This is a genomic window from Actinacidiphila yeochonensis CN732 (genome assembly GCF_000745345.1).
Taxonomy (GTDB): Bacteria; Actinomycetota; Actinomycetes; order Streptomycetales; family Streptomycetaceae; genus Actinacidiphila; species Actinacidiphila yeochonensis.
Genome location: NZ_JQNR01000004.1, coordinates 206,250 through 218,237, shown reverse-complemented (window position 1 = coordinate 218,237; position 11,988 = coordinate 206,250). Strand labels below are relative to the sequence as shown.

The window sequence follows — 11,988 nt, the reverse complement described above, 5'->3', positions numbered from 1 at the left end:
CGTCAAGAGGTGACAAGTAAGCTTTACATGTGCGAAACAGTGTCAGGAAACTGCGGTCGTCGCGAGGGCTCTCCCAAGGCCAGCTAGGAACCGCCCTCGGGGTCTCAAGGCAAACGATCAATGCCATCGAGACCGAGCGGTACACACCGTCCCTGCCGCTCGCCATGTCCATGGCCAAGTTCTTCGAGGTCAGCGTTGAGGAGATGTTTCATGCCCATGAGGGCCCAGCAGATGACCAATAGCACAGCCAGATGGTCCGCCCCCGGCTTCTTCCTTGTTCTCGGAGGGGCCTGCCTCGTAGCGGCGACCGTCGGAGGCCGCCTCGCTATCGGCCTGGTGACGTTCGGGATCCTGGCGGTCTGCGGTCTCGCCTTGTTGGTGCTGGGACGCCGGAGCGAGACCTATCAGGGCCTCACCGAGAAGGAACCCGACGAGCGCTTCGCCCGGATCGCCGGGCGCGCCTGGGCCGGCACAGGCGTGGTGCTTACCGTGGGGAATCTCAGTGCCTTCGTCGGTGAGCTCGCATCCGGACGAAGCGGCGATCCGTACTTCTGGTTCGTGGCAACCGCCGCCATCACCTACGTCGCGTTCGTCGTCTTCTGGTCTCGGCATACCTGAGACGCTGTCGCCTCGAACCTCCCGTCACCGGATGCCCCGACCAGGCAACGCGATCACCCTGCAACAACCGGCAGCCCACACCCCGAACAGTCAGTGGCGACAACCCGCCGTCTTCAGCCCCGCCATCGCAGCCACCACCCCGATCCGCGACACCTGTCGCGCACCCACCGCCCACCGCCCACCGCCCACCGGTGCATGCGACTGGGAGGTGCAAACACCGCCGCACTCCCGTACCTTCGGCCCGAGCCACCCGAGGGAAGCGACGAGGTGGACATGCGCCGGGCAGTCCGGAGTCTCGCCCTCCAGCCCACGCCCGTCCCGACCACCCGGACACCGTCCAGCGACCCCTGAAGCGCAAGGAGTTGCCGCGCACCGACCAGGCGGCCTACAGCCAGATCACGCGGCTGCACGTGAACCGGTACTGGCGGCAGCCGGTGCCGCTGTTCGAGCCCTACGGCAGATCTGTTGCGGGCACTCGGACTCGGTCAGCCAGGACGTCTGGCAACAGCTGTCTGGCCTGGGGCGTCTTCAGCGGACGCCTCAGCCCGACCGGCTACATGTTCGCCCGCAGTCACGAGGACGCAAGCTGCGAGGGCTGCCGCCGCCTGCTCCAGAGAGCATGACGCAGGTCACACACTGGGGGTTCGTCTGGTGCTGCCTCGGGCGAGGGTGTACTCCGAGATTTGTTCTCGCAGATCCGCGACGTCGATGCCCAGTCGTCAAAGGCTGTTTCGGGAAGCCGGATGCCGGGTGCTGCGGCGGCGAGTCGGAGTGCGTCCTCGTGCAGTGCGCACTGCAGCGGGGTCACGTCCCGTAGGTGTGCTCGCGCCTGTGCTGCAGCGTCGCTGATGAGTGTGCGGATCCGCGCTCGATCAGGCGCAGGTGCGGGGGAGCCGTCGGGGCCGGGAGGCTCAGTACCGGTTCGTCGGTCGGTTCGGGTGTGTAGGTGGGCAGCAGGGGTGGTTCGGCGCATTCGCGGTGCCAGGCCCATGCGTGGTGGGCGGGGATGTGAATCTTTCCGCGGGTGTCGTGCGGGTGGTGGTGACCGGCTGCTCCGCGCTGGCGGCGGGGGGCCGAACGGGGTGTTCGGGGAGTCCACGAAGTGTGGCGAAGTCGGCGGGGCGGCTGCTCAGGTGTGTGGTGACAGCGTGGGTGAGGGATGCGGCGTGGCGGCACGGTGAGGTTCCGCAGTCGCGGCTGAAGGTGATCTCTTCGGACGCGGGCTGTGCGGGAACGCCGCCGGTGTGGCCTGGGTTTGTCAGGCAGTCGGGGAGCTTGCCGGTGCGTACGGCTTGGCGGTGGCCGCAGGCGGGTGAGGCTGCTTGCCAGGCGGTGATCTGCTCGTCGGTGAGGCCGCTGTTCCCGGCCGTGCCTAATTGGGCGCGCGTCTCCTCCGCCGTCTTCCGCGAGGCCGTTTGGTGCGGCCGGATTCCCGGTCCACCGTCTCGCCGTGTCACCGTGAAGCAGCCCGACCCCGGCCGAGGTGTGCGGGGCCCCGGTGGGAGGACGTCGACTTGGACGGGGCAGGCACCATCACCATCGACAGCACCCGCACCATCGTCTACGACCGCAACCGCGCGAAGGGGGAGCGGAACAAGGTCGTCGAGAAGGGCACCAAGACCGATGCCGGCAGGCGCACGCTGCCGCTTCCCAGGCCCGTACGCAAGGCCCTGCGGACCTTCCAGCTCCAGCAAGGGAAGGAGAAGGAGGTCGCTGGCACTGCGTACGCGCACAGCGGCTACATCCTGGTCGACATGGTCGGACGTCCGTGGAAGACGGACAAGCTGCGGCGGGAGGCGTACAAGCTGACGGCCGCGGCGGGGTCCGTAAGGTTCGGCTGTACGACGCACGGCACGCGTGCCTGTCGTGGATGGCCAACAACGGGGTTCCGGACACTGTCGTTTCAGCACGGGCCGGGCACTCGGACCTGAGCTTCACCAAACCCACGTACGTCCACCCGCCCCCGACAGCCTCCGGGCGGGCTCGAAGAAGCGCAAGAAGCTGCTCGGCTGAAACAAGATCAACAGCGTTCGTGAGAAGTTGTGAGCCGCACGTCCCGGAAACGCCGCAGGGCCTCGTTTCACATTAGTGAAACAAGGCCCCGACCTGGGCATTAAGCCCGCTGTACCGTCGGGACGACAGGATTTGAACCTGCGACCCCTTGACCCCCAGTCAAGTGCGCTACCAAGCTGCGCCACGTCCCGGTACTCGATCTTCCGGGGCTCGGCCCCGGCGTGATCGCGTAAGAAAACTATAGCGCACTCGGGTCACCGCTCATGCCCACCTGGGGGTGGGGTGGGGGGCGGGGTGAGTAGGGGTACTCATGCGGGGGCGGCGGGGCGGCGGGACCGTGGGGGCATGACGAAGGTGATTCCGCAGCAGCAGACGACTGCTGCGTACGCCGCGCAGGCCGTGATCTCGTTCGCGGTCGCATTGGGGGCGATGGTGGTGGGCGTGGCCTACCTGCCGGTCGGCGCGTGGGAGCGGGCCTTCCTGGCGATGGGGCTGCTGTACGTCGTGACCGCGACGTTCACGTTGGCCAAGGTGGTGCGGGACCGGCAGCAGGAAGGGCAGGTGGTGAGCCGGGTGGATCAGGCACGGCTGGACAAGCTGCTGGCCGAGCACGATCCGTTCCGCGTCGAGAACATGTGAGCGGAGAGCGGAGAGGACCAGCCACCTGGAGCTTCCTGCCCGCGGCTGGGTGGGAAGCTCCGGTGGCGCCGCCCGCGCTCCCGGGCGCCCGCGGCTGGAGCGCCGGCCGGTCCAAGGCCGCACGCCGCGCACGCACTCCGGGCTCGCGCGACTCAGGAGCCCAGGAGCCCAGAAGCCCAGAAGCTCAGGAGCCCAGGAACTCAGAAGCCCGGGAGCCTGGGAGCTCAGGGGTTCGGCCGGGGGCGGGGGCGGGCCCGCCGCCGTAGAGGTAGTGGGCCCCGGGGCCGGCCGCCGCGGCGCCGTCGTCCGGGTTGTACAGCGCGCACCGGGTGAGCGAGAGGCAGCCGCAGCCCACGCACCCGGTGAGCTGGTCGCGCAGCCGGCGCAGTTCGTCGATCTGGGCGTCGATACGGCGCTGCCAGGTCCGCGCGATCTCGCTCCACTCCTCGGAGGTGGGGACGTGGTCGGCCGGGAGGTGGGAGAGGCTGTCGCGGACCTCGTCCAGGGAGAGGCCGATGCGCTGGGCGGCTCGGATGAACGCGAGCCGGCGCAGTGTCGCGCGGCGGTAGCGGCGCTGCCGGCCCGCCGTGCGCTCGGCGGTGATCAGGCCGAGGTCCTCGTAGTAGCGCAGCGCGGACGTGGCGAAGCCGCTGCGGGCGGCGAGGTCGCCGATGGTCAGGCGGTCGCGGCTGGAGACGTTCACGACACCCACGGTAGTGCTTGACCTCAAGCGGGCTTGAAGTTGCACAGTCGCCCTATGACGCCAGCGATGCGTACGACCCCCACCGGCACCACCGGCACCACCGGCACCACCGGCACCACCGGCACCACCGGCAGCGGAGCCGGACCCGCGCCAGCGGACGCCCCCGCGTCCCCTCCGGGGTACGAGGACCTGGCCGGGCTGATGACGCTCATGTCGGGCGACGAGAAGCACGGCCCGGCGGCCACCTCCACGCTCGACGTGCTGTGGGTGCTCTACGACCGGGTGCTGAGGGTGGCCCCGGAGCGGGCCGAGGCGGTGGACCGGGACCGTTTCCTGCTGTCGAAGGGGCACGGGCCGATGGCGTACTACGCCGTCCTGGCCGCGAAGGGGTTCGTCCCCGTCGAGTGGCTGCCCGGCTTCGGCGGGTTCGACTCGCCGCTCGGGCTGCACCCGGACCGGACCCTCGTGCCGGGCGTGGAGATCAGCTCGGGCTCGCTCGGGCACGGCCTGGGCCTGGCGGTCGGGACCGCGCTCGGACTGCGGGCGCGGGCCTGCCCGACCCGGCGGTCTGGGTGCTGGTCGGGGACGCCGAGATGGACGAGGGAAGCGCCATGGAGGCCGTGCAGTTCGCCGGGGCGGTGGGGCTGGACCGGCTGCACACGGTGGCCGTGGACAACCGGTCGGGGACGTACGGCTGGCGCGGCGGCCTCGCCTCCCGTTTCGAGGCGGAGGGCTGGTCCGCGGTGACGGTGGACGGGCGCGACCACGACGCGCTGTACGAGGCGTTCACCGCGCCCCATCCGGGTCGGCCGCACGCGGTGGTCGCCCGGGTGGAGCAGCGGTGACGCCCTGCGCCGCTCCCGCTCCCCCGCTCTCCGTTCCCCGGTTCCGCCCGGCACCGCCCCCGTGGGACCACCCCGAGACCGAGACGACGCAGCAGCACGGAAGGGCACCTCGCATGGACACGATGCGCGACCGCTTCGGCACAGTGGTGAGCGCGATGCTCGACGAGGACCCGCGGCTGGCCGTGGTCCTCGCGGTCATCTCGGGCGACAGGTTCGCGGACGCGGCCCGACGGCACCCGGACCGGGTGATCGACGTGGGCATCCGCGAGCAGCTCCTGGTGAGCGCGGCCGGGGGCCTCGCGCTGACCGGCCTGCGGCCGATCGTGCACACCTTCGCCAGCTTCCTGGTCGAGCGCCCCTTCGAGCAGGTCAAACTCGACCTCGGGCACCAGGGTGTCGGGGCGGTGCTGGTGAGCGCGGGGGCGTCGTACGACGTCGCGCCCGGCGGACGCACGCACCAGGCGCCCGGGGACGTGGCGCTGCTCGACACGCTCGACGGCTGGACCGTCCACGTGCCGGGGCACCCGGACGAGGCGGAGGCGCTGCTGCGGCACGCCGCGGCGGACGGCGACGAGCGCGTGTACGTCCGGCTGAGCGACCAGTCGAACGGCTCGCCGCTGCCGGTCTCGCCCGGTCGCTTCCAGGTGGTGCGGGAGGGGCGCGGCGGGGTCGTGCTGGCGGTGGGTCCGATGCTGGACGCCGTCCTCGAAGCCACCAGCGGACGGGACGTGACCGTCCTGTACGCCTCGACGGTACGGCCGTTCGACGCGGCGACGGTGCGGGAGGCGGTGCGCCGGGCCGACGCCCCCGACCTGGCGGTGGTGGAGCCGTACCTGGCGGGCACGTCGACGCCGTTCGCCGCTGAGGCGCTGGCCGAGTTCCCGCACCGGGTGCTGGCCCTGGGCACCGGGCGGCGGGAGCTGCGGCGCTACGGCTCGTGGCCGGAGCACGTCGCGGCGCACGGCCTCGACGCCGCCGGGCTGCGGCGCCGACTCGACGGCTTCCTCCCCGTCTGACGGCGAGGCCGGGTGGTGAGGCCGGGGCCCGGCGGCGTCCTCGCCGTGCCCGGCCTCACCACCCGCCCCGTCCCGTCGGCCACTTCGGCCAGGCCGGGCAGGAACGGTACGAAGGTCGCGAAGGCCACCGCGCACAGCGGGGCGAGCGGGGAGCGAGCGGCGGGAGCGGAGGGAAGCGGAGGGAAGCGGGGACCAACAGGGGACGAGCGGGAGGAAGCAGGGACGAGCGGGGACGAACGGCGCGACGGGGCTACGCGAAGATCTCGATGACCGATACACCCTGGCGCCGCGCCCCTTCCCCTGGCGACAATCGTCCCCGCGGGTCGCGCCGTCCGCTCGGGTATGCGGGGAGCCGGCGGCCCGCTCGGCGCCGGACGGGGGAGAAGGCGCGGGCCGGGCAGAGCGTGGACGGCCGGGCAGGCCGGACCACCAGCACCACGAGGAGCAGGGCCATGGAACAGGCGCCGCCGGCTGGGCAGGAACTCCCCTACTGGGAGGACGTCTCGCCAGGGGCCGGGGCGCTGCCGCCGCGGGCGTGGACGGCGGCGTCCGACGCGCGGCGGCTGAACCTGGGCGGGGCGTGGCGGTTCCGGCTGTCGGCGACCGCGGCGGCGGAGGACGAGTCGTTCACCCGGCCCGGCTTCGACGCCTCCCGCTGGGACGTGCTGCCGGTCCCGTCGCACTGGCCGCTCCAGGGGCACGGCTCCCCCGCGTACACCAACGTCCGCTACCCGTTCCCGGTCGACCCGCCGCGGGTGCCGACGGAGAACCCGACCGGTGACCACCTGCGGGTCTTCGACCTGCCGGACGACTGGCCGGGCGGCGCGGCGGTGCTGCGCTTCGAAGGGGTGGACAGCTGCGCCCGGGTGTGGCTGAACGGGGAGGAGCTGGGCACCTTCAAGGGCAGTCGGCTGCCGGTGGAGTTCGAGGTCGGCGAGGTCCTGCGGCCGCGCGGGAACACACTGGCGGTGCGGGTGCACCAGTGGTCGTCCGGGAGCTACCTGGAGGACCAGGACATGTGGTGGCTGCCGGGGATCTTCCGCGAGGTGCTGCTGATCGAGCGGCCCGAGGGTGCGGTGGCCGACTTCTTCGCGCACTGCTCCTACGACCACCGCACGGGACTGGGCACGCTGCGCGTGGAGTGCGAGCCCTCCGGCACGGTGACGGTGCCGGAACTCGGCGTCGACGTCGCGACCGGTGAGGCGGTCACCGTGCCGGTGGAGCCCTGGTCGGCGGAGGTGCCGCGGCTGTACGACGCCGAACTGGCCACCGAGGGCGAGCGGATACCGCTGCGCATCGGCTTCCGCACGGTGGCGGTCGAGGACGGGGTACTGCGGGCCAACGGGCGGCGGCTGCTCTTCCGGGGGGTGAACCGGCACGAGTTCGACCCCGACCACGGACGGTCCCTGGACCTGGAGACGATGCGCCGGGACCTGGTGCTGATGAAGCGGCACAACGTCAACGCCGTCCGCACCAGCCACTACCCGCCGCACCCGGCGTTCCTGGACCTGTGCGACGAGCTGGGCGTGTGGGTCGTCGACGAGTGCGACCTGGAGACGCACGGCTTCGCCGAGGCGGACTGGCGGCGCAACCCGGTGGACGACGAGCGGTGGACGCCGGCGCTGCTGGACCGGGCGGCGCGGATGGTGGAGCGGGACAAGAACCATCCGTCGGTCGTCATGTGGTCGCTGGGCAACGAGTGCGGCACCGGCCGGGGCCTGTCGGCGATGGCGTCCTGGATCAGGGCCCGCGACCCGGAGCGTCCGATCCACTACGAGGGCGACTGGTCCTGCCCCGACGTGGACGTCTACTCGCGGATGTACGCCGACCACGCCGAGACGGAGGCCGTCGGGCGCCGCGCGGAGGAGCCGCTGGCCGATCCCGAGCTGGACCGGCGGCGCCGCGCTATGCCGTTCGTGCTGTGCGAGTACGCCCACGCGATGGGCAACGGCCCGGGCGGGCTGGCCGAGTACCAGGAGCTGTTCGAGAGGTACGAGCGGTGCCAGGGCGGCTTCGTGTGGGAGTGGATCGACCACGGGCTGCGCCGCCGCACCGCCGACGGGACGCCGTACTTCGCGTACGGCGGGGACTTCGGCGAGGAGTTGCACGACGGCAACTTCGTCTGCGACGGGCTCGTCTTCCCGGACCGCACGCCCTCGCCGGGGCTGGTCGAGTTCAAGAAGGTCGTCGAGCCGGTGCGGATGGCCGGGGACGCGGTGCGCGGGGTGCTGGAGGTGGCCAACCGGTACGACATCGCCGACACGTCGGGGCTGGCCTTCCGCTGGGCGTACGAGGTGGCGGGCCGGCAGGTGGCCGGCGGGCGGCTGGAGGTGCCCGTGCTGGCCGCCGGCGAGTCCGCCGAGGTCGCGCTGCCGAAGCTGGAGCCGGGCCCGGGCAGGACCGCCGAGGAGGGCGGTGAGCGCGGCGAGGGCTGGTGGACGGTGCGGGCGGTCCTGGCCGAGGACACGGTGTGGGCGCCGTCCGGACACGAGGTGGCGTGGACGCAGTTCGCCGCCGCGCCGGAGCCGGAGCCGGAGCCGGAGTCGGACCTGGTCAAGATCGCCGGGGCCACCGGGGCCACCGGGGCCACCGGGGCCGCCCGGGACGCCGTGGGGCCGGTCCGGGCGCGGGCGCCGCGGCGGGTCGAGGGCGGCCTGGTGGTACTGGGGCCGGGCACCTTCGACGCGGCGTCGGGGGTGCTGCGCTACCTCGGCGGGAACGAGGTGGCCGGGCCGGTGCTCGACGTGTGGCGGGCCCCGGTGGACAACGACTTCGGCTCGAAGCGGGCGGAGAACAGCCGGCTGGACGAGAGCTGGCGGCACCTCGGCCTGCACCGGATGCGCCACCGGGTGGACGGCGTGGAGGTCGGCGCGGACACCCTGACCGTGGCCACGCGGGTCGCGCCGGCCGCTTCCGACCTGGGGCTGCGGGCGGTCTACCGGTGGACGGCGGCCGACGGGTGGCTGCGGGTGGCGGTGGAGGTGGAGCCGGAGGGCGACTGGCCGGTGCCGCTGCCCAGGCTGGGGCTGCGGATGGGGTTGTGCCCGGCGTTGGAGCGCGTGGAGTGGTTCGGCGGCGGACCGGGCGAGGCGTACCCGGACACCCGTACCGCGTCCCGGATCGGCCGGTACCGCTCGACGCTGGACGCCTTCCAGACGCCGTACGTGCGGCCGCAGGAGAACGGGGCGCGTGCTGACGTCCGCTGGGCGGAGCTGCGGCGGGCGGACGGCACGGGGATGCGGGTGGCGGGCGACCCGGTCTTCTGGCTGACCGCCCGGCCGTGGACGACCGAGGACCTCGACGCGGCGGCACACACCCATGAGCTGCGCAAGGGGCCCGCGCTGTGGCTGCACCTGGACCACGCGCTGCACGGCGTGGGTTCGGCCTCCTGCGGTCCCGGCGTCCTGCCGCGGTACGAACTCGCCGCGGCGCCCGCCGTGTTCGCCTTCACCTTCACCCCGCTGTCGCGCGCGGCCGACGGGTCCGGCGGGGCCGGCGGCGCGGTCCAGGGCCATCGCGCCGAACCGCGCGGTTCCCGTGAGCCGTTGAGCGCCGACAACGGGTACGACGGGTACGACGCCGACGGCGGGTACGAGTCGTCGGGATCGTACGGGTCGTCCGGCTCGTACGGGTCGTTCGCCGGGGAGGGGCTGTTCGGCCGGGACCGGCCCTTCGGCCCGCAGGGATCGTTCGGCACGCTACCGGGCGAGGGAGCGCCGTACGGCTGGCCGAGCCGGGAGCCGGACGGCGGGACGGGCACACCGCGCTGAGGTCGGCGCGGCCGGCGGTGGGCGGCGCGGCCGGCCCCTCCCCCAGCCCGGCTGGATCGGGCCGGAGCGGTCCGAGCCGAGCCGAGCCGGAGCCAGGGTCGGTCGGCGGGCAAAACCGGGTGCGGGGACGTGAGGCGGTGGTGAGGATGGGCGTCATGGGATGGACGATCACACGTTCGCTCGACGGGTTCGCCTCCGAGGCCGGCCCGTTTCTGAGGCGACGCCCGGTGGAGAACTCGGTCCTGCTCACGGTTGCTTCGACCCTGCGCCGCAACGGGCTCGACAGCTACGGCGAGCCACCCCTGTTCGGCTGGTGGCGGGACGCGGACGGCCTGGTGGCCGCCGCGTTCCTGTGCACGCCGCCGTTCCCGCCGCTGCTGGCCCGCGGTACCCCGGAGGCGGCCCGGGAGCTGGCCGCCGCCCTGGACGGACCGCTGTCCGGGGTGCGCGGGGAGAGCGCGACCGTACGGGAGTTCGCCGCGGCCTGGCGGGAGCGCACCGGCACCGAGGCGCGGACCGACCGGGAGCTGCGGCTGTACCGGCTGGGTACCCTTCTCCCGCCGCTACCGGCGCCGCCCGGACGCGCCAGGGTGGCCGGCCCGGCCGACCGAGGGCTGCTGCTGCGCTGGCAGGAGGGCTACTTCCGGGACATCGGGCAGGCGGACCCCGGGGGCGAGCGGCTGCTCGACGACGCCCTCGCGTACGGCGGCCGCACCCTGTGGGAGGTGGACGGGGAGCCGGTGGCGATGGCCGGTGTCACGCCGCCCGAGGACGGGGCGGTGCGGGTGGTGTCCGTGTACACGCCGCCCGAGTTGCGCGGCCGGGGCTACGCCGGGGCTGCCACGGCCGCCGTCACGGAGACCACTCTGGCGGCGGGGACGGCCCAGGTGCTGCTCTTCACCAATCTGGCCGACCCGGTGGCCAACCGTCTCTACGCCCGCCTCGGCTACGTCCCCGTCGAGGACCAGATCGCACTTGCCTTCGACTCGGCGCCGTGACCCGGCAGCCATAATGGACGCGGCGGACGCCCCGCCGCTCCACGATCCCTGGAGGACCCGTGACCGGCTCCGGCCGACAGCCGTCCCGCCTCGTGAAACTGCGCCCCGCCCCGTTCGGCGCGGACCCGGTCGGAGCGCGGCTGGCCCGTATCCTCGCCTCGCCGAACTACGCGGACGGCACGTTCACCAACCCGGTCGGGGCCCGGAGCACGCCGGGCCCGGGGATGCTGAAAGCGCTGCCGGGCAACATGCGCAAGGAGGCCCGGCAGGCCCGCAAGCCGGCCCGGCCGATACCGCTGCATCCGAGCACCCTCGACGACCTGGCCCGCCCGCCGGCCTCGGGGCTGCGGCTGACCTGGCTGGGGCACTCCTCGGTACTCGCCGAAATCGGCGGGCGGCGGGTGCTCTTCGACCCGGTATGGGGCGAGCGCTGCTCCCCGTTCTCCTTCGCCGGTCCCAGGCGGCTGCACCCGGCGCCGGTTCCGCTGGAGGCGCTGGCGGACGTCGACGTGGTGGTGATCAGCCACGACCACTACGACCACCTGGACATGCCGACGATCAAGGCGCTGGTGCGCGGCCGGGCGGTCTTCGCGGTGCCGCTGGGGGTGGGCGCGCACCTGGAGTACTGGGGGGTGGCGCCGGAGCGGCTGCGCGAGCTGGACTGGAACGAGTCGGCGGAGGTCGCGGGGCTGACCCTGACGGCGACCCCGGCGCGGCACTTCTGCGGCCGGGGGCTGCGCGGGCGGCAGCAGACGCTCTGGGCGTCATGGGTGGTCACGGACGGCACCCACCGGATCTTCCACAGCGGCGACACCGGGTACTTCCCCGGTTTCCGTGAAATAGCCGCGCAGCACGGGCCGTTCGACGCGACGATGATCCAGATCGGCGCCTACAGCGAGTTCTGGCCCGACATCCACATGACGCCCGAGGAGGGCGTGGCCACCCACGTGGACCTGTCCGGCGGCACCCCGCACGGCGTGCTGCTGCCCATCCACTGGGGCACCTTCAACCTGGCGCCCCACCCGTGGTCCGACCCGGCCGAGGGCACCCTCTTCGCCGCGCATGCCGCCGGCGTGGCCGTGGCGGCGCCGGTGCCGGGCCTGCCCTTCGAGCCCGCCGACCCGCCGGAGCCGGACCTGTGGTGGCGCGAGGTGGCCGTCACCCCGGCGCAGGGCTGGCGCGCCTGGCCCCCGGTTGGCCTGGAGCACCGCGAGGCCAACGCGGACGCCTGACGGACGGGGCCGCCGCGCGCAGGGCCGCGCCGCGTCTCGGGGGCTCCCTCGCCGCGGGCCGGGAGACCGTCCCGTCGCCGCGGGCCGGGGGCAGTTCCGTCGGCGGGCCGGGGGCAGTTCCGTCGGCGCGGGCCGGCCGGGGGCAGTTCCCTCG

General features: G+C 73.3%; 11 protein-coding genes, 1 tRNA gene and 1 pseudogene. 11 read left to right on the top strand and 2 right to left on the bottom strand.

Annotation, left to right across the window (positions count from 1 at the left end):
• The first annotated feature begins 29 nt into the window (after positions 1-29).
• The 5 genes from BS72_RS33725 (at position 30) to BS72_RS39785 (ending at position 2,707) form a co-directional block, all read left to right on the top strand.
• Positions 30-242 carry a helix-turn-helix transcriptional regulator gene (locus BS72_RS33725; protein WP_037908257.1) on the top strand — a complete coding sequence of 71 codons (213 nt, stop codon included), beginning with the start codon at positions 30-32 and terminating at the stop codon, positions 240-242.
• 94 nt (positions 243-336) lie between these two features.
• The gene (locus BS72_RS07835; RefSeq protein ID WP_232792269.1) at positions 337-618 is read left to right on the top strand and encodes a hypothetical protein; all 282 of its coding nucleotides are present in this window, start codon (positions 337-339) and stop codon (positions 616-618) included.
• Between the two features lie 362 nt (positions 619-980).
• Positions 981-1,241: a hypothetical protein gene (locus tag BS72_RS07830; protein ID WP_037908254.1), complete on the top strand. Its 261-nt coding sequence runs from the start codon at positions 981-983 to the stop codon at positions 1,239-1,241.
• 891 nt (positions 1,242-2,132) lie between these two features.
• Complete coding sequence (locus BS72_RS36355; RefSeq protein WP_051950799.1) at positions 2,133-2,549, top strand: site-specific integrase; 417 nt, start codon at positions 2,133-2,135, stop codon at positions 2,547-2,549.
• Positions 2,489-2,707 carry a hypothetical protein gene (locus BS72_RS39785; protein WP_078901137.1) on the top strand — a complete coding sequence of 73 codons (219 nt, stop codon included), beginning with the start codon at positions 2,489-2,491 and terminating at the stop codon, positions 2,705-2,707. Before BS72_RS36355 ends, BS72_RS39785 begins: the two co-directional genes overlap by 61 nt.
• 41 nt (positions 2,708-2,748) lie before the next feature.
• On the opposite strand, the gene BS72_RS07820 is transcribed toward BS72_RS39785, so the two are convergent.
• Positions 2,749-2,822, bottom strand: a tRNA-Pro gene (locus BS72_RS07820).
• Between the two features lie 154 nt (positions 2,823-2,976).
• Between BS72_RS07820 and BS72_RS07815 the strand changes: the two genes are divergently transcribed.
• Complete coding sequence (locus tag BS72_RS07815; protein WP_037908252.1) at positions 2,977-3,270, top strand: YiaA/YiaB family inner membrane protein; 294 nt, start codon at positions 2,977-2,979, stop codon at positions 3,268-3,270.
• A 184-nt stretch (positions 3,271-3,454) separates the two neighbouring features.
• Here the strand turns inward: BS72_RS07815 and soxR are convergent, their stop codons facing one another.
• Entirely contained in the window at positions 3,455-3,973 is a 519-nt protein-coding gene (gene soxR / locus BS72_RS07810) for a redox-sensitive transcriptional activator SoxR (protein ID WP_051950990.1), read from the bottom strand.
• A 201-nt stretch (positions 3,974-4,174) separates the two neighbouring features.
• Here soxR and BS72_RS07805 point away from each other — a divergent pair.
• The 5 genes and pseudogenes from BS72_RS07805 to BS72_RS07785 all read left to right on the top strand — a co-directional run bounded on the left by BS72_RS07805 (position 4,175) and on the right by BS72_RS07785 (position 11,834).
• Positions 4,175-4,818, top strand: a pseudogene (locus BS72_RS07805) (transketolase).
• Positions 4,819-4,931: 113 nt separating this feature from the next.
• On the top strand, positions 4,932-5,834 hold the full coding sequence (locus BS72_RS07800; RefSeq protein WP_037908248.1) for a transketolase family protein: 903 nt from the start codon (positions 4,932-4,934) through the stop codon (positions 5,832-5,834).
• Positions 5,835-6,286: 452 nt separating this feature from the next.
• Entirely contained in the window at positions 6,287-9,604 is a 3,318-nt protein-coding gene (locus BS72_RS32065) for a glycoside hydrolase family 2 TIM barrel-domain containing protein (RefSeq protein ID WP_063835999.1), read from the top strand.
• 155 nt (positions 9,605-9,759) lie between these two features.
• Positions 9,760-10,602, top strand: coding sequence for a GNAT family N-acetyltransferase (locus tag BS72_RS07790; protein ID WP_037908241.1), 843 nt, complete (start codon positions 9,760-9,762; stop codon positions 10,600-10,602).
• Positions 10,603-10,661: 59 nt separating this feature from the next.
• Entirely contained in the window at positions 10,662-11,834 is a 1,173-nt protein-coding gene (locus BS72_RS07785) for an MBL fold metallo-hydrolase (RefSeq protein WP_037908237.1), read from the top strand.
• The last annotated feature ends 154 nt before the right edge of the window (positions 11,835-11,988 follow it).

Excerpts from the sequence above, each read along its gene's own strand:
- BS72_RS39785 (WP_078901137.1), top strand. The coding sequence starts at position 2,489 with ATGGCCAACAACGGGGTTCCGGACACTGTCGTTTCAGCACGGGCCGGG.
- BS72_RS07815 (WP_037908252.1), top strand. The coding sequence starts at position 2,977 with ATGACGAAGGTGATTCCGCAGCAGCAGACGACTGCTGCGTACGCCGCG.
- BS72_RS07800 (WP_037908248.1), top strand. The coding sequence starts at position 4,932 with ATGGACACGATGCGCGACCGCTTCGGCACAGTGGTGAGCGCGATGCTC.
- BS72_RS32065 (WP_063835999.1), top strand. The coding sequence starts at position 6,287 with ATGGAACAGGCGCCGCCGGCTGGGCAGGAACTCCCCTACTGGGAGGAC.
- BS72_RS07790 (WP_037908241.1), top strand. The coding sequence starts at position 9,760 with ATGGGATGGACGATCACACGTTCGCTCGACGGGTTCGCCTCCGAGGCC.